Here is a 17,411-nt window from a genome sequence, read left to right as displayed (position 1 = left end):
TTTAATGAAATTGTTCACCAGGCTGCGCGAAGCTGGCTTACCACTTGGTATTGATGAGTATCAGTTAGTTTTGCAAGCAATGCAAGCTGGCTTTGGGATGAGTGATACAGATGCATTAAAACGTTTGTGTCAAACTTTATGGGTAAAATCTCCGGGGGAAAAGCAACTTTTTGATTATCACTTTCAACAATTTATTGATAGTGAGTTCTCCAGCCAAAAATTGGCCACATTATCTACACCACCTCAGCAATCAAAGATATATCAACTGATTGACAACTTGATTTTAGGTGGTTTTGGAGTCGCAATTGTTTTAGGTTATGGACTCGTTTCAATTCAGCCAACTCAACCTCCTATCAAAATTTCATCAGCAAATCCGACACCATCAGCAAATCCGACACCATCAGCAAATCCGACACCATCAGCAAATCCGACACCATCAGCAAATCCGACACCATCAGCAAATCCGACACCATCAGCAAACCCTAACACATCTGAGAAAACAAACACAAATCAACCAGATTGGATTGCTTGGAGTTTCCTACTTATCACACGCTTTAGTTATCTATATATATGTTTAACATGGGCAGCTAAATTTAAGATTGAGGAAAAGCGCATTGATCGCAGTACCTCTATTTCCACAGCAACTTTAAAAGAGGCTACTTCGCCAATCCCTTCAGAATTTATACAGGTAATGGAAGATGAAGTACAGGTGGCTCAAGCTGTCCTACACGCTACCAGCAGAGATGAGGACATTCCTTATAGTCGCTTCATGCTAAACACTGAGTATTTTCCTGTAACTGAACGGCAAATGAAACAGATTTGGCGCTATTTGCGTCGGTCAGTACGTGAAGGCTCACCGACAGAGTTGGATGTGGAAGCAACGGTCAACCAGATTGTCAGCCAAGGTTTATTGCTTGAACCTGTCTTAGTTCCGCGTCGAGTGAATAAAGCGGAATTACTGTTACTAATTGACCAAGATGGTTCAATGGTGCCTTTTCATGCATTATCACGACGTTTGGCACAAACTGCTCAATATGGTGGACGTTTGGGCAAATCTGGGATTTATTACTTTCACAATTGCCCTATGGAATATCTCTACCAAGACCCCTATCATCAGCAAGCTGAGTTAGTAACTAATATTGTTACTCATGTTTGCACAAACAGAACTACTGTATTGATTTTTAGTGATGCTGGTGCTGCCCGTGGTAGATATAGCAATGAGCGCTACGATTTGACTAAAGAATTTTTGGAGAAGTTGAAGAAAAGGGTACGTTATATTGCTTGGCTGAATCCTATGCCGAGAAAACGTTGGTTTGGTACAACTGCTGATGACATCGCCAGTCTTGTTCCTATGTTTGAAGTTAGTCGCCGAGGTTTGTTAGATGCTATTGGTGTGCTACGTGGACGGCCGACTAACTTTGAAGGGCGGAGAATATGAGCAAAATTAACCCAAAAGTTGCCAATCGACGCAATAAATCAAAAGAGGAAATTGCCAATGAACGCATTGAATATTTTGTACAACGCTTTAGCAAAGAACATCTGTATTTGGCTTATCACGCTGCTTTTCCTTTATCACTCACACCAGAGCTTTTATATCTGTTATGGGCTAGATTTCAAAAGAGTATTCATGGTGAAGTTCTCAATATACCGTGGATAGCTGTAGGGGATATACTACTTTCTAACTTGTGTGATGAGGTTGGGCATGAACTCTATGAAATGGATTTAGCAGTGCGAACCTCTCTATTGAAGCGATTGCAGGAAGATGAAAACTTCGGTCAACAAAGGATAAATGAGCTATCAGGTTTTTTGCTTGATTATATAAGGCAGAAGCTTCAGAGTGATGATCCCGATATTCAGGCATTTGCCCAAATTCAAAGATGGGTTGCTCTAGCATATACCAAACCTAGCCAGGTAGCTCATGAACTAGCATTAGCATTTTCAAAATTAGACAATCAAGCTGAAAGGGTGCGCCTACAATCATTAACAGAAACCTTAGCAGAACCATTGGCTGAATTCCAACCTCTACTGACTTCTGTCCTTGGGATGGGCCACGTTGCTCGTAATGACTTCAAGGTAGTAACAGCTAGTTCGGAGCAATTACTGAAAGAAAGCGTCTACCCATTACACTACCCAGAACCCCAACACTGTTTATGTATCAACCTCAATTGCCCATCGCCCAAAAGACCTTTTAAAGAACATCCTTGCCAAGCTTGTGGTTCTGATTTGCTTTTGAACAGACGATATCGGGTAATCGATACATTAGTTCAAACCAGAAATAGAGTGTGTAGGCTTTATGATTCAGTCGATATTAAGGATGGCAATAAGCCCAAAGTTATTAAAGTTTTGTACACAGATAATGATGAAATAATCTCTCGTTTTGACAGAGGTGCAGATGTTTTAATAAATCACTGGGTTTCAGGAATTCCTAAGGTCGATAAAGATGGATACTTCTACATTGAGTTTCCAAAAAATCAAACACTAGCGTATTGTTTGGTAATGGAGAAGATTGATGGAATAAATTTAGAGCAATTCCTGGAAAATCAAAATCATCTACCTATCACTGAAAAACAAGCAATTAATTGGTTGAAACAACTGACAATAATTTTACGCGACCTCGATGAAAAAGAGTTTTTTCATCGTGATATTAAACCATCAAACATTATGGTGAAAAATAGCAATCAAGAATTAGTATTGATTGACATTGATGCTGTTAGAGCTATTACTAAAGCTGTTTTGGATGGAAAAACTATCGCTACAATTGGTAGTGATGGTTACATGGCTCCAGAACAACGAATAGGTAGAGCTATACCACAATCTGATTTTTATGCATTGGGGCGGACATTTGTGCATTTGTTAACTGGTAAAGCTCCAAATAGATTAGAGCAAAACCGTAATGGAACATTGCTTTGGCGTTCTATTGCGCCAAAATTATCAAAACCTTTTGCGGACTTAATCGATAGTTTAATGGATTGGTCTCCTAATAATCGTCCTAAAAATACAGCAGAAATTTTACAACGCTTAGAACAAATCGAGCGCAATTTAGAACGTCAACAACAAGTTAAACAATTGCTAATCTTTAATAAAGTTGTTGGGGTGGTGGTGCTTTTATCATTTACATTTCTGGTCTACAAAAGTATTAATCCAGAAGTTTCTCCTATAATAGCTCCAACTCCTTCTATACAAACACTAACCCCCACAACAACTCCCACCGAAACTCCTATAGAAACCCCTACATTCAATACAAACAATCAAAAATGCAGAATACGGCAGTTCACAAATCTACTAGATAACAGCGCACTAGCCAAAGATGTGGTTGAAATTTTGCAAGATAAAAGGGTAGTCAGTAAAGATGAAGAAATCCGTAAGATTCAGCAATTCGATGTGAGGCAGTTAAATTATTGCGACTTAAATATATATATACGTTTGTCTGACAATAGTATACCCAGTTCTACTCTAAAAAATAAAATTGCGGATATGATTAAGAACCGCTTTGATTATGTTGGTAATATCAAAGTTGAACAGCTTCTATAACTCACACCTCTGTACGAGTTTATGGATTAGAACAGGCGATCGCTCTCAACCATCACTGCAAAATGCGATCGCTCTTTTGTTATTCAAAACAACTGATGCTGTAGTTAAGATAGCTTGTTGTATCTATGAACACAATTGATTCAGCAATTCCCCGCTTAACGATACAATAAAGAAGGAATAATTAGCGGTTAAAAATATCTATGACAATCAAGGAACAACTGCTACAAGAAATTGAATCCAGCCCCGATAATATGTTGCTGGAAACTCTAAAATTTTTACGCTTTCTCAAAACACAAGAAACTGAAACTCAGCCTATACAAGAAGGCTCAACATCTGCTATTAAAACTCATGTAAATTCTACAGGTCACTCACTCCTAGAACATCTAAAAACTATTGGTACATGGGAAGGTGATGATTTAGAAGAGTGTCTCCAGTTGGTTTATGCTACTCGCGGCAAAGCAAAATTTGATGATGATAACCCATTTGAATAATGTATATTTTAGATACAAATCATTGTAGTGCTGCCATTATAGGTGATGTGAATCTACTACGTCGCCTTGCCGAATTAGAAAACAGCCTAATTACAACTTGTGTCATTGTTCAAGGCGAACTGATAGATATGGCAGAACGTTCTCAACGCCGGGAAAGTAACTTAGACCTGATTCACCGCTTTCTTGAGGGTATATATATTCACAGTATTGATGCATCTACTGCTACTATTTATGGTCAACTCAAAGCAGCTTTATTTAAGCAATTTGCACCCAAAGAGAAAAACAAGCAAAGAAAAACTAAAATAACTGATTTAGGTTTTGATGAAAACGATATTTGGATTGCAGCTATTGCACTGCAAAATAATTTAACTGTTGTTTCTAGAGATAGTGATTTTTTGCGAATTCAACAGGTGAGAACATTTACTCTAGAATCTTGGGTTTGATAAAAAAATAAGGTATGACAAACGCAACTTTCAACAACGGATATGCATTACTCATTGGCGTAGGCGCAGATTTACCTGTCACTGTCAAAGATGCTACTGCTTTAAGAGATGTATTGATTGACCAGAACCGCGCCGCCTATCCAGCAGCACAGGTGACACTACTTACCGAAACCGCTGCAACTCGGCAAAATATCCTCACAGCTTTTGACGAAATCATCACTCAAGTCAATCAAAATCCTGATGCGACTGTGATCATTTACTACTCTGGACATGGGGGACGCATCAAACGCACTAATGAATACTTTCTTGTACCCTATGGCTATGACCCCAGCCAACGTGCAAATACTGCAATATCAGGTTTAGAATTTACCCAAAAAATTGAAGCCATTACAGCACAGAAACTGGTAGTTTTATTAGATTGCTGTCATGCTGGCGGTGTTCCGGCTTTGAAGGAACCAGGGGAAGTGTTTGTGAAATCACCCTTACCGCCAGAATTGTTGAATGTCTTGGGAACGGGAAGCGGTAGGGTTGTGGTTGCTTCTTCACGGGAAGATGAATATTCTTATACGGGTCAACCTTATAGCGCTTTTACTGATTGCTTGCTGGAAGCGTTGCAAGGGAAAGCTGTATTTAATAAAGATGGCTATGCCAGGATTTTGGATATTTTAGTATATTTATTTGACCAAGTACCAAAAAGAGCTTCGGGGCCACAACACCCATTTGTGAATAAGGTGCTGGATTTAGGCGATAACTTTCCTCTTTGTTACTACGCTGGTGGGAGTAAATTTTTACCTGGTGAAGCTGCAACTATTGTAAATAGTCAAATTTCTCCAGGTTTAACTGCTGGACAACGCAGGCGTTTACAGCAAAAACTAGATACACTTCAACAAGAATGGGACATCCGCACTGAGAAAGTGAAGCGGATGCGGGAAGCTTTCGCAATTGAGGTTGGTACGGCTGTTAAATTTCAGTTAGAACAACAGCTTCTTGATGAAGAAGCGAAACTCGCTCATCTTAGTGATGAACTAGATCGGCTTGAGTCAACTATCGAATGATCATAACTCCAATATTGTCATAGAGAACTTGCAAGTAAAATATCCAGGAAAGCAAGACTGCTCAAATGTCTGTTTTACTGAGTGCTAGTGGATTTTCATTGCAATTGGGATATTGATTCTCCAAAGAACTTGCATTGTATATTTGATCCAGCATCACCCGCACAGATGGCGGCAGGGCTGTAAAGTGAATGTAGAAACTACCCTCAGCCGTCGGTTTTTCTAACACCTTGCCATAAAAATCTTCCCGTACTTCTTGAGGTAAATTCTCATCCAGCAGAATCAGCTTGAGATTTGTTAGCGGCGGTAATTTACCTTCATGACTTTGGCACTGAATTAGCGCTTCTCGATGGGAGAGTTTGATAATTTGGGCTTCATACCAGCGATCGCCTATGTGTTTGCTTTCTAAGGTGACGTACTGGAGTAAAATCGGCTCTGGTAGTTCGCGGAATTCTTCGGTTGATTTGGAGAGAAATAGGTTATGTTCTCCCCTTATACCGCTGATTTCATAAAGATTAATGGGGTCTTTCACTCCTTTCATCTGCACTTGTTGTGTTGCCTCCACTTGTACCATATCTCGCACTTCCGCTAAAACATCTTCGGAGACGATAATTTGTCCGCCAACGCTACAGGATTCTATGCGGTAGGCGAGGTTGATATGATTCCCCACGACACCATATTTAGTCCGTTTTTCTGAGCCGATGTTACCAACGACAACCTCGCCTGTGTGGATACCAATCCCCATTTCGATTTCTGGGAAACCCCATGCTTGCATTTGTTGGTTGACGGGAATCATGGCTTGTTGCATTGCTACAGCACAAGCGATCGCTCTTTCTGTATCGTTGGCTCTCACAGTAGGCGCACCGAAGAATGTGAGAATCCCATCGCCCATGAATTCATCAATAGTACCTTCATAGCGGGTAATGACTTCCGCCATATATTGCAGGTAAAAGTTGAGGATAGCGATGACTTGCTCTGGAGATATACGTTCTGATGTCGCTGTAAAGCCACGCAAATCTGAGACTAAGATGGTGATTTTCTGACGCTTACCGCCTAACTCTAGCCCTTGGGGACTTTCTAAGAGATTGCTAACAATCTCATCACTCAGGTAGCGTCCAAAAATTTTCCGAATCAGCGCATTTTTGTTTTTTAGTTCGCCGTTAATTTTGGCGAGTGCTTGAGTGCGATCGCGTACTTTTTCTTCTAAAGTGGCAAACAATTCTTTTAGCTGTTTCGCCATGCTGGTGAAGGATTCAGCTAATTCGCTAATTTCATAAGATCCATCAACTGCTAGTTTTTGCTCCCAATTTCCATCTGCTAGTCCTTTAGCCGCAGTATTCAAACGCTGAATTGGCTTGACAATCCACAGGGATGTTTGCAGTCCCACCACGGTTGCAACGATTAGCGATAGCAGACACAAGACAACGGTGATGCGAGTGTTTTCATGAATGCGCTTCATGAAATCTGCTTCTGGTACAACCACCGCAATTAAAACATCTAACCCCCTGCTATCCTTTAATGGCGTAACCTGGAGAAATTGCCGTTCTCCTTGAATTTCAAAATCTAGTAGTTGACTGCTGTGAATTTTGCTAAAATTCCCAAACTTTCGCTCTAAATGTTTGGCACTTTGTTGGATGAGATAATTTTTACTCTCCGAAGCTTTAATGCGTTGCGTCTGATTAGTCCGATTGCGATAACTAGGATCGGGGGTAGATGTAGCTACTAGCAATCCTGAACGTTCCACAATAAATGTCTGTCCAGATGCACCAATCTTCAGTTTTTGCAGAAATGTATTTACTTCAGAAAAAATAAAATCGCTACCCAGAACCCCCTTGAGTTTTCCTTGCTTGTCATAGATAGGTTGAGCGGCGGTAATTGCCAATCCCCCTGTACTAAAGTCGGGATAGATTGTGCTCCAAATAGGTTTACCTGCAGCTACAGCTTCCTTGTACCAAGGGCGTTGCCTGGCATCAAAATTAGGAAGAGACTGGATGCGCTTTGTGCGATCGCCTTGTGCATTGGTTGCAAAGTACTGGTTGTATCCAGTAGTGCGATCGCGTTCCATTACTTGCAAGTCACCACTGGCTAAACGTCTGGCTCCTAAATATTCACCTGTAACATTTCCGTAAAAATTGTAGGTAATCACCGGAAAAGTACGGATTTGCTGCCAAAAATACTTCTGCTTATATTGGATATTGTGTTTATCTAACTCCCCTAACTCAATGGCATTGGCATTTAGCCGATTAATCAGATGGGGTGTTTCTATATACACTAGCAGCTTATCTTTAACCCTCCCAGTCACCTCATCTCGGAGTTTGGTAGCGACTTCATTAACTGCCTTTTGCCCATTGCGAAAGGAGAAATATCCAGTTAGTCCGACAGCAGTAATCACCTGGAGTAGTGTAGATACAACAAAAATGACACGTAACGGCATTTTTCTATACATAAAACCAATTCTTAATTCGTAATTTTTAATTATTAAAGTCAGATTTTATCTTGCTTGTTTTACTGAGTTCAAATCTGTTACTGAATTTTAAAGAATTGGTATAGCTTGATGCGTAATACCAATTTAAAAAAGAAGGCGACAGATGTGGTTGTTGGGTTAAAGGCACTGAAAATCAACATATGCAAAGGTATTAGGCGTTGGGTTGAGGGAGGAAACCCAACCGACATCTTTAGCGATCATTCTTTAAATTAGTATAATTTCACACTAGTATTTATCCTCCAGGTGAATGTTCCTTTCTTTCAGGATTCCCAGATCAGGAGGTGATATTGTGTTTACCGAAGACTTTCAGCAGATTGCAGATGGGCAGAGGCGTTTAGGGGATGAGGAGGATGAGGAAGATGAGGAGGATGAGGGAGATGAGGAGGATGAGGGAGATGAGGAGGATGAGGGAGATGAGGAGGATGAGGGAGATGAGGAGGATGAGGGAGATGAGGAGGATGAGGGAGATGAGGAGGATGAGGGAGATGAGGAGGATGAGGGAGATGAGGAGGATGAGGGAGATGAGGAGGATGAGGGAGATGAGGAGGATGAGGGAGATGAGGAGGATGAGGGAGATGAGGAGGATGAGGGAGATGAGGAAATAACGAACACCCTACACCAATTACCTATGCCCAATGCCCAATGCCCAATGCCCCATGCCCTATGCCCCATATCCTTACTGAGTATTCACCATCGCCACAATTGTAGATAAAGGCACTTCGGCAAAATACTCGCGTTGAAATTGTTCTTCGCGGACTGCTGCTAAAAATTTGCTTGCAGCAGCATCGGCTTGAGTTTCGGAGATACTTTTGGGTTCTGGGATAATTTGCAAATAGTTATCTTGGCGTTGCACTGTGAATCCCAAATATTTTAAAGCTCTGATACCTAACAATAAAGCTTGGTTACTAATGCCCAGTTTCTCTAACAATTGCACACGGGTAACTGGTTGATGGGTGCGGCTGAGGTATTTGGCAATTCCGATGAGAGTCAGCCAAATTTGATTCGGTGATTGCTGGTTGGGTTTACTCCATGCGATCGCCAGTTGTTGATTATTGTACAGACATCGCTTCCACCAGGTGCGTAAATCATCCCAGCTTGTCGGACATTCTTCGAGGATGAGTGCTGAATGTTGAGTTCTCAGTTGTGAATGCTCTTGATTACGCCAGTCTAATATGAGTTCTGAGTTGTGGGTGGTGAATACTGAGTTAGCGCTGGGGCGAACGGCGATTAATCTGATTTCGTAGCGTTTTTTAAAGGTGTTGTAATCAAGTTCAGCTATACAATCACATCTACCTATGGGTAATTCATCTTTGTAGTGTCCCCACCAAATCCCAGGAAACGGATTTCTCGTGGAATCGTCGCGAATATCAAAATCGGTTTTAATGTACTGTATTTTTTTCCCTTGAGAATCCTGTTGATTGCGATGCCAAGCATTTTCAAACCAGCAGTTTTGAATTAACAGTTTTGGCACGGGATTACCCATTCCACAAGGTTCTAGGATTTTCAGTTCTAAAAATAAATCTTTGCCTAAGTCTGCAACTGTGACTACTATGTCTGCTTGCACTGTGGCTGTGAGGGTTTTACCACCCAAGGATTGCCGTAACCTTTGGTTAATCGCTTCTGTAAATAAGGGGATATTCTCCACCAACATACTCAACCCAGCTGCAAAGGGATGTCCGCCAAAGCGATGCAATAAATGTGCTTGGTCCTTGACTAATTGGTATAAATCGACAGAATTTATAGAACGGGCAGAACCTCTAGCTAGGGACTGGGGATTAGGGATTGGGGATTGGGAAGAGTCTTCCCCAGTCCCCAATTCTTCTGTACTCAACAAAATTGTGGGGCGACCGGTTTCTTGTGCTACTTGTCCGGCTACTAAGCCTAATACGCCGACTGGCCATTGAGCATCGGCAAGGACGATCGCACTTGTGGTAGATAAATCTAATTGAGTTAGTTTTTGGGCGACTTGGGTTTGTACGTCTTTCTGTAAAGACTTTCTGCGGGCGTTGGCTAATTCTGTATCTTCTGCGAGTTCGCTGCAGCGTTTGATATCCCGACTGGTGAGTAATTCTACACAAAAGCTAGCATCTCCTTGGATGCGACTGACAGCATTGATGCGCGGCCCTAAACCAAAGGAAATATCTGTGGGGCGATCGCCACTTTTCTGACACAATTCTAATAATCTTCCTACCCCTGGCCGTCGTCTGGCTGCTGGTGGCTGTTTAAAGTCTTCCTGTAAGCGTTGAATGCCCAATTGTGCTAAATAGCGGCAATCTCCGCTTAACTGTACTAAGTCGGCAATTAACCCTACAGCCACTAAATCTAGTAAATCTGTTAAGGGATGTTTTGGTATATTGGGCAGAGTTTGATACAGTGCTTCTACTAACTTGTAAGCTACCGCCACGCCAGACAAATTATATAGGGGATGTTCATTTGGCAAATTGCGCGGATTGATAATTGCAATGACTGGTGGGCGTTCTGCTGGTAATGTGTGATGGTCTGTAACTATGACATCAATACCCAGCTTTTGAGCATAAATAATTTCATCAATATTAGTGCTACCAGTATCGCAAGTAACAATTAATGTACAGTCTTGTTTTGCTAAGTTATCGATACCTGCATAGTTCAGCCCGTGAGATTCCTTGAGACGGTTGGGAATATAGTAATTTAACTGCGAGTTCTGAACAAAAAACTCTCCCAAACCATCCCACAACACAGATGTAGAAGTAATCCCATCCGCATCAAAGTCACCCCAAATCGCAACTTTTTCCCCAGCATTACGTGCTAGTTGTAATCTTGCCACAGCACGATGCATTTCTTCCCCAAACTCAAAGGGGCTAGCTGGTTGATAAGTTTTATAGTTAACGAAACCTTCTAATTGCTGCGTGTCACGAATACCACGTTGCCATAATAATAGCGCTGCATAAACTCCACTTGATGCAGGCGTATACTTTTTCACAGCTTGGATAAACCACTCTGGCGGTTGTTCAGTTGCGGCTAGAGTCCATTGCATAGTGGGAGAGTGGGGATTGGGGACTGGGGATTGGGGATTGGGGATTGGGGATTGGGGATTGGGGATTGGGGATTGGGGATTGGGGAGATGAGGGAGAAGTACTAATTACCAATTACCAATTACCCATTACCAAATAACAAATAACAAATGACAAATGACAAATGACAAATGCCAAATGACTATTCATCATTCAACCTTAAATCGATTTGTGGTTCTGTGACTAAGGGATTGAGGACGACTTCGTTGGCGAAACCATCAGGCTTACGGGCGCGAATTGCAGCTGGACGCGATCGCCTATAACCTGCTCTTTCAGCTTTTTGATGTTCATAATCAATTAGTCTGCCATAGTATGGATGCTTACTTAAATTCATTGATAAGAAAATATGCTGGCGGTTGTTACCAAATCCTTTGCGGTTGAAAAATTTTACGGCTGGGGTATTGGTAGGATCTGTATCTACTAGCATGAACCGCGCACCATCTTCAATCATCCGGGCGACAGCTTTATCAACTAACTTGTCTGCAACTCCCCGACGCTGAAAGTTGGGGCTAACTCCTAACCAAAGAATATATCCGTAAGTCCATGAGGCTTTGGTAATGATGGTTCCTAAAATAAAGCCTGCTAAGTCGCCATCGATTTCTGCAACCAAGCAATATTCTGGATCTGTGTTGTAAAGTCCAATGACTTCCCATTCATCCCAAGTTCTATATAAATAAGGATATAAATCGCTGGTAAATAGTTCTTCTCCCAAATGGTAAACCGGCGCTATATCGTCAATTCCTAATTCACGGACGTAAACTGCGTCCATGTCATCAATGTTTGTCATAACTTTTCAAATTGTGATTTTTTAGGTATATATTCTGCTTTAATCTTAGCGAGGTTAATAATAGTCAAAAGTCAAAAATTTGATTCTTAGGGACTTCCAAATAAAAAAATATCCCAGTATGTATTGTGGGGTGGACATCTTGTCCGCCCAGTTTATGTGGCGGGCAAGATGCCCGCCCCACAAGATGGAATTTGTTATTTCTTGGAAATCCCTTATCGGAGCTGTTCGAGGTAGGATGCGTTAGCCTTGGCGTAACGTATCCCACATTTCAAATGCCTTTGAATTTCACAACGCTACTTCTTCTATACTGGCGATATCTGGCAAGGAATTGCTATTGCTTTCTTCTTCGCTAGACTGGATGCGTAGGCGTAGCCCGTCGTAGATATCGCAGCGAGTGCTAAATTGACAATAACCGCAGGCTTTGTTTCCTGGTGGTAGTGAGGGAAATTGTTCTTTCTGTTGATAACGTTCTAACCAATAAGTTAAATCGTTTAACAGTTCATTAAGGTCTTTTGCAGTTCGCTGGTGCTGGGCGCTACCGTAATTAAATTTAATATTTTGTGGTTTACCTTCAGATTGAACAAACCAATAAGTCATAGAGATATTTTCTGGCAAATATTCGCTAGTTTCTGCCAAAACATACAAATAAAGACGCGTTTGCCAGTTCTGCTCTAATTTTCGTTTATGTAATGGTTTAGGATAAGTTTTCCAGTCGAGAATCTGCGCTTTTTCTTGATCGGCAATTAATAAATCATAAACAACAGTCAGCAAATAATTTTGTACTTGCAGAGTACGATAGTGTTCGCTTTCACGAAAAGTTTGACTATCGGCCGCAGGTGTCAGAATTTCTGGTGCAGTTTCCGCAAAAGCTGACATCCAATTTTGTAATTGGCTATCGGCTTGCAAAATACTATTAATTGGCAAACCCATTTCTCGTTGCTGCATCAGCAAGTGAAATCGACTACCTAAAGTTTGCCGTTCTTCATGTTCTGGATCTGAGGGAGAATTGAGATTGTCGAGATAAGTATGTTGAAACTGACGGGGACAACGTTCTAGTAAATTCAGTTGTCCTTGGGAAATGCGTAATAGTTGAGTAGGAGTTGACAGCATTTTTCTATTTTAGAAGCGATCGCAGCTCTACCTATAGTCAGTGTGTTGTAAAAAAATACACATCATTTTTAATAAATGTGCGGTTAAACATTATTTAATTTAGACATTTTTACTTTTTTTAAAATTTGAGAGAAGATTACTTTTACGTTTTTTGAATTATATAACATATACATTTATATATAGTATTCTGCTCATCCATAGAGTTTTTATTACTCTACTCAGACCCAGCGTTATTTTAAATAATTAACTTTTTGATAGCATTATATTATTTATAGAAATTTTATACATTAGCTAGTAATTACACTCATAATAATTCTGATTATTTACCCTAAAATTTGAAAAGATTCTGATTAAAGTTGACTGTGGTATACATTAATAAATTTTCAGTCTCTACAGCGTTATCTATAATTTTTTCTTAGTGTTTTCCATAGAAAAATATTTCTCTGTTCTGTTATTACTTAACCTCTAAGAGCATTGAAATAGGGACTTAAATATTTTGCACCATGACGCACATTTGCGACTTGGAACTATTTGCACAGCAATCACCCCGAATTTGTTGAGTACAATTCAGCAGATCAACACTGATTGTTCAGCATTGTTTTGGTAACTCATTGGCTAACTCTCAATCAACATTTATGAAACTCAACTACAAACTTTACCTGTACTTATCTTTATCTAATTTTAAATTGCTGAAGAAAAGTTACCCTGCCAAAATCATGTTTGTGGCATTTGTGGGTACTCACATACCACTTTTGACATTACTGTTGAGTTTTCTCATTTCCAACTCCTATTCTTGGGAGATGGCGGTGCGAGTTTTAATTATTGCTCTGTTGGCGACGTTAACAGGTACAGCAGCAACTCTCTATGCCATACATAATCTCCTTGCACCAGTCATGTTGACATCGACTGCATTGCAAGACTATCTAAATAATCGAAAATTACCTGAACTACCCACAGAGTATGTTGATGAAGCTGGGACACTCATGGCGGATGTTTCACAGACTCTTAATAAATTAGATGAGTTGATTCATTACATTACTAATTATGACGAATTAACAGGACTACCTAATCAAAATTTATTTAGCGATCGCCTATCGGGTGCTGTGGCGAAAAAGTACTTTCTTCCAGATAACGCCAAAGAAGTTGGAATACAACTTCATCTTGGCGATCGCTCTAATTTAACTTACTCCTCATCTCCACAACAACAAAAGTTATTAGCTATATTTTTATTAGGTATTGATGATTTTCTGAACATTAGTCACGCATTAACGCATCACACATTAAATTTGTTACTGAGAGCAGTTGCTCAACGTTTAAGCACTTGTGTTTCACAAACAGATATTATTGCCCATTTGAGTAAAGATGAATTTGCAATTGCCCGAGTAGAAATTCCTTCTTTTGAAAGCGTGATTAAGCTATCACAATTGCTGCTGAATACTCTGGCAAAGCCCTTTTTAGTAGAGGGCAACTCAATTCATATTACTGCTAGTATTGGTATCACAATTAATGACTTAAATGAAAGTAATGGCGTAGAGGAACTCTTGCAACAGGCGCACATTGCACTCTCCCAGGCTCAAACACAAGGGCGTAGCCAATATTTATTTTATTCACCAGAAATTAATGCTCGCTTACAGGAACGACTAACTTTAGAAAGCGAATTATATGGGGCGCTGGAACGCGATGAAATGAAGGTTTATTACCAACCTTTAATTAATTTGCATACCCAACAAGTAACAGCAGTTGAAGCGCTAGTTCGCTGGCAACATCCTACTTTGGGTTTAGTTTCGCCAGCAAAGTTTATTCCGATTGTCGAAGCCAATGGTTTAATCACCGCAATCGGTGAATGGGTTTTGCGGACAGCCTGTGCTCAATGTCGTGCTTGGCAACTGGCTGGGCTACCTGCGATTCGGGTATCAGTGAATCTGTCAGCTAGGCAATTTGAACAACCCAATTTAGTAGAGATTGTTAGCCAAATCCTTGAGGAAACCGGACTACCGCCATCTTACCTAGAATTAGAAGTCACTGAAAGCTTTTTGATGGCTAATATTCAGCAATCGGTGAAAATCTTGAACCAATTACGAGAATTAGGTATTTGGATAGCTCTAGATGATTTTGGCACTGGTTATTGCTCGTTGAATTACTTAACGCGCTTTCCCGTCAATATGCTGAAAATTGATCGCTCATTTGTACAAGATATAACGTCCAATCCTGATAGTGCGGCTGTTACCGATGCCATTATTGCTTTAGCCAATAGTCTGCAATTGAAGATTACAGCCGAGGGCGTAGAAACCGAAGAACAAATGAACTACTTAAAAAGACGGGGATGTGAAGAAGGGCAGGGATTTTACTTCAGTCGCCCTGTTCCGGCTGATATAGCTATTAGGATGTTGGAGAACAGTTATGAACTAAGCAGATAATTACAATGACACGCAGCAGTAATCTAAACGTTACGGGTACCTAGACAAAAGTAAAAGGTAAAAGGCAAAAGGATAAATTTTATGATTGCTCCTTCTTCCTTTTACCTTTTTATGTACCTGATGCTTATTTAATGTTAGCCTTTGCGTCCCTCACTGCGGCAAAGAAAAATAATCCTGTGAGAGGAATACTCAATACCAAAATGATCGTCGTGGCTTGAACGCCTAAATCTGGTTGTCCGTAACTCAGTTCAAAAATCGAACCAACAGCCGCGATCGCTGCTACACAAGAACCAGCTAGAAATAATCCGCTTTTTGGAGTTAAATACACTACTAAACCACCCTATGCTACTGGTTTCACCGCCTGATACGAGAAGCCATTTTTAGATAGTTCCTGGGCCAAAGTCAAGGAATTATCTACACGATCTACGAACACCACGCCATTGAGGTGATCCATTTCGTGCTGAATGCAGCGTGCGAGTAAGTCAGTAGCTTTTAATGTCTTAGGACGACCATTTTCATCTTTATAAGCAATTTCCACCACTTCTGGACGCTTGACATCCATATACACGTTAGGAATGCTCAAACAGCCTTCTTGAGCAACGCAGATTTCTTTGCTTACTTGTTTAATGGTGGGGTTAATCAATACTAATGGCGGATTAGCAGGATTATCTGGCTCTAAATCGATGACAATTAGTTGTTTATGAATACCAACTTGGGGTGCAGCCAAACCAATGCCATCTTTGCTGTACATAGTTTGCAGCATATCCCGGATGAGTTGGCGCAGTTCATCATCTACTTTGGCAATGCGCTTTGCTGGTTGACGAAGAACGCGATCGCCTAAATAGTGAAGTTGCAAGGGCGGATTTTTTAACTTTTTTTTCTCTACAGCAATTTCGGAGGGCATGATTCCTTATGGCTTGATTGTGAAAATTCTCTCTAGTTTAATTCTATCAATCTGTTAATGGCTGAAGTCTTGCTGACTCTGATTTCAAGATTACAGAACACACAAATTTTGCACAGTCGAGTATAAATGTGATGTTATCTCGTGCCATGACTTCAGTATTTTTGTCAGGGCGCTAAATTCAGTTATTGGGGTAATGATGTGTGTGGAAATTTTTAACTAAACTCGACTACCTCCTCAAAGAAACCTTCCTCGGCTGGCTGCGTGGAGGTTGGATGAATTGGGCAGCAGTCAGTACTGTAACAGTATTACTATTTTTATTTGGCATGAGTCTGCAAACTTCCTGGCAAGTAGAAAAATTACTTTACCAGTTTGGTAGTCAAATGGAGGTTTCAGTTTATCTAGATTCGGGGATATCAGCCGTCAACCTAGAACCACTGGTGAAACATATACCAGAAGTGGTGGGGACACAAGTAATTACTAAAGAAGAAGCTTGGACTAAGTTAGTTAAAGAACTAAGAATTTCTGATATTGAAGGCGCAAACCAGCAGCTAGCAGAAAATCCCCTAGTTGATGAAATTAAAGTCAAAGCACGTAACTCCGAAGTTGTGCCGAATTTAGCAACTAAGTTAGCTAAATTACCAGGAGTAAGTACAGTGCAGTATGTCGATGAAGTCCTTAAACGTATCGCCCAGTTACATCAAGGTTTAAACTGGATTACCGTAACCATTACCATCATCCTCACCTTAACTGCGATCGCAGTCACCAGCATTACCATTTGCCTGATTGTCATGGCGCGCCGACAAGAAATTGAAATCATGCAGTTAGTCGGTGCAACTACAGCTTGGATTTACCTGCCGTTTATTTTACAGGGTATAGCCTTTGGCGTATTTGGAGGTGCGATCGCTTGGAGTTTGATTACTGTTATTCAACAATTAATTAGCAACCTGCTAGCTAACCAACCTGAATTTATTCAATTTATTAGCAACGGCTTGCAACTTACTCCAGTGCAAATCTTATTATTACCCCTAATTCTTGTAAGTTTTGGTGCAGCTGTAGGATTAATAGGTAGTTTATTTGCTGTACGGCGTTTTGCTAGAGGTTAGGCATTTGTCATTTGTCATTTGTCATTAGGTAATGGGTA

The 17,411-nt window shown here is 40.6% G+C and carries 15 protein-coding genes; 9 read left to right on the top strand and 6 right to left on the bottom strand.

Annotated features, from left to right (window positions below; translation table 11 throughout):
• The first annotated feature begins 4 nt into the window (after positions 1-4).
• The 6 genes from HG267_RS14435 to HG267_RS14410 all read left to right on the top strand — a co-directional run bounded on the left by HG267_RS14435 (position 5) and on the right by HG267_RS14410 (position 5,520).
• Positions 5-1,438 carry a hypothetical protein gene (locus HG267_RS14435; protein ID WP_045872603.1) on the top strand — a complete coding sequence of 478 codons (1,434 nt, stop codon included), beginning with the start codon at positions 5-7 and terminating at the stop codon, positions 1,436-1,438.
• Positions 1,435-3,531 carry a serine/threonine-protein kinase gene (locus tag HG267_RS14430; protein WP_052335324.1) on the top strand — a complete coding sequence of 699 codons (2,097 nt, stop codon included), beginning with the start codon at positions 1,435-1,437 and terminating at the stop codon, positions 3,529-3,531. Before HG267_RS14435 ends, HG267_RS14430 begins: the two co-directional genes overlap by 4 nt.
• Positions 3,515-3,670 (top strand): hypothetical protein, encoded by a 156-nt coding sequence (locus HG267_RS14425; RefSeq protein ID WP_155539482.1) that lies wholly within the window; start codon positions 3,515-3,517, stop codon positions 3,668-3,670. The genes HG267_RS14430 and HG267_RS14425 overlap by 17 nt, the downstream gene beginning before the upstream one ends.
• Before the next feature lie 61 nt (positions 3,671-3,731).
• A complete protein-coding gene (locus tag HG267_RS14420) occupies positions 3,732-4,022 on the top strand; it encodes a hypothetical protein (RefSeq protein WP_045872602.1) in 291 nt (96 codons plus the stop codon).
• Positions 4,022-4,465 (top strand): PIN domain-containing protein, encoded by a 444-nt coding sequence (locus HG267_RS14415; protein WP_045872601.1) that lies wholly within the window; start codon positions 4,022-4,024, stop codon positions 4,463-4,465. The genes HG267_RS14420 and HG267_RS14415 overlap by 1 nt, the downstream gene beginning before the upstream one ends.
• 14 nt (positions 4,466-4,479) lie before the next feature.
• Positions 4,480-5,520 carry a caspase domain-containing protein gene (locus HG267_RS14410; protein WP_052335323.1) on the top strand — a complete coding sequence of 347 codons (1,041 nt, stop codon included), beginning with the start codon at positions 4,480-4,482 and terminating at the stop codon, positions 5,518-5,520.
• A 61-nt stretch (positions 5,521-5,581) separates the two neighbouring features.
• On the opposite strand, the gene HG267_RS14405 is transcribed toward HG267_RS14410, so the two are convergent.
• Entirely contained in the window at positions 5,582-7,963 is a 2,382-nt protein-coding gene (locus HG267_RS14405) for an adenylate/guanylate cyclase domain-containing protein (protein WP_228045106.1), read from the bottom strand.
• Positions 7,964-8,291: 328 nt separating this feature from the next.
• Between HG267_RS14405 and HG267_RS14400 the strand changes: the two genes are divergently transcribed.
• Entirely contained in the window at positions 8,292-8,714 is a 423-nt protein-coding gene (locus tag HG267_RS14400; protein ID WP_263420061.1) for a hypothetical protein, read from the top strand.
• On the opposite strand, the gene recJ is transcribed toward HG267_RS14400, so the two are convergent.
• The 3 genes from recJ to HG267_RS14385 all read right to left on the bottom strand — a co-directional run bounded on the left by recJ (position 8,679) and on the right by HG267_RS14385 (position 12,949).
• A complete protein-coding gene (gene recJ / locus HG267_RS14395) occupies positions 8,679-11,015 on the bottom strand; it encodes a single-stranded-DNA-specific exonuclease RecJ (protein ID WP_045872600.1) in 2,337 nt (778 codons plus the stop codon). The two genes, HG267_RS14400 and recJ, sit on opposite strands and share 36 nt — an antisense overlap.
• Before the next feature lie 179 nt (positions 11,016-11,194).
• Positions 11,195-11,839 (bottom strand): GNAT family N-acetyltransferase, encoded by a 645-nt coding sequence (locus HG267_RS14390; RefSeq protein ID WP_045872599.1) that lies wholly within the window; start codon positions 11,837-11,839, stop codon positions 11,195-11,197.
• Positions 11,840-12,124: 285 nt separating this feature from the next.
• On the bottom strand, positions 12,125-12,949 hold the full coding sequence (locus HG267_RS14385; RefSeq protein WP_045872598.1) for a PD-(D/E)XK nuclease family protein: 825 nt from the start codon (positions 12,947-12,949) through the stop codon (positions 12,125-12,127).
• 635 nt (positions 12,950-13,584) lie between these two features.
• Between HG267_RS14385 and HG267_RS14380 the strand changes: the two genes are divergently transcribed.
• Positions 13,585-15,366, top strand: coding sequence for a putative bifunctional diguanylate cyclase/phosphodiesterase (locus HG267_RS14380; RefSeq protein WP_045872597.1), 1,782 nt, complete (start codon positions 13,585-13,587; stop codon positions 15,364-15,366).
• Positions 15,367-15,490: 124 nt separating this feature from the next.
• Here HG267_RS14380 and HG267_RS14375 read toward each other — a convergent pair whose 3' ends face one another.
• Together HG267_RS14375 and def are read right to left on the bottom strand one after the other, a co-directional pair.
• Positions 15,491-15,694, bottom strand: coding sequence for a hypothetical protein (locus HG267_RS14375; protein ID WP_045872596.1), 204 nt, complete (start codon positions 15,692-15,694; stop codon positions 15,491-15,493).
• 12 nt (positions 15,695-15,706) lie between these two features.
• Entirely contained in the window at positions 15,707-16,270 is a 564-nt protein-coding gene (gene def, locus HG267_RS14370; protein ID WP_045872595.1) for a peptide deformylase, read from the bottom strand.
• A 200-nt stretch (positions 16,271-16,470) separates the two neighbouring features.
• Here def and HG267_RS14365 point away from each other — a divergent pair, with 200 nt between their 5' ends.
• Positions 16,471-17,373 carry a cell division protein FtsX gene (locus HG267_RS14365; protein WP_045872594.1) on the top strand — a complete coding sequence of 301 codons (903 nt, stop codon included), beginning with the start codon at positions 16,471-16,473 and terminating at the stop codon, positions 17,371-17,373.
• Positions 17,374-17,411: the final 38 nt, after the last annotated feature.

Origin of the sequence: Tolypothrix sp. PCC 7601 (assembly GCF_025677855.1) — a bacterium.
Classification (GTDB): domain Bacteria; phylum Cyanobacteriota; class Cyanobacteriia; order Cyanobacteriales; family Nostocaceae; genus Aulosira; species Aulosira diplosiphon.
This window is presented reverse-complemented; position numbering and strand designations above follow the sequence as displayed.

Coding starts and splice junctions, on each gene's coding strand:
- HG267_RS14385 (WP_045872598.1), bottom strand. CDS start 12,949: ATGCTGTCAACTCCTACTCAACTATTACGCATTTCCCAAGGACAACTG.
- HG267_RS14380 (WP_045872597.1), top strand. CDS start 13,585: ATGAAACTCAACTACAAACTTTACCTGTACTTATCTTTATCTAATTTT.
- recJ (WP_045872600.1), bottom strand. CDS start 11,015: ATGCAATGGACTCTAGCCGCAACTGAACAACCGCCAGAGTGGTTTATC.
- HG267_RS14420 (WP_045872602.1), top strand. CDS start 3,732: ATGACAATCAAGGAACAACTGCTACAAGAAATTGAATCCAGCCCCGAT.
- def (WP_045872595.1), bottom strand. CDS start 16,270: ATGCCCTCCGAAATTGCTGTAGAGAAAAAAAAGTTAAAAAATCCGCCC.
- HG267_RS14415 (WP_045872601.1), top strand. CDS start 4,022: ATGTATATTTTAGATACAAATCATTGTAGTGCTGCCATTATAGGTGAT.
- HG267_RS14390 (WP_045872599.1), bottom strand. CDS start 11,839: ATGACAAACATTGATGACATGGACGCAGTTTACGTCCGTGAATTAGGA.
- HG267_RS14435 (WP_045872603.1), top strand. CDS start 5: ATGAAATTGTTCACCAGGCTGCGCGAAGCTGGCTTACCACTTGGTATT.
- HG267_RS14405 (WP_228045106.1), bottom strand. CDS start 7,963: ATGTATAGAAAAATGCCGTTACGTGTCATTTTTGTTGTATCTACACTA.
- HG267_RS14410 (WP_052335323.1), top strand. CDS start 4,480: ATGACAAACGCAACTTTCAACAACGGATATGCATTACTCATTGGCGTA.
- HG267_RS14430 (WP_052335324.1), top strand. CDS start 1,435: ATGAGCAAAATTAACCCAAAAGTTGCCAATCGACGCAATAAATCAAAA.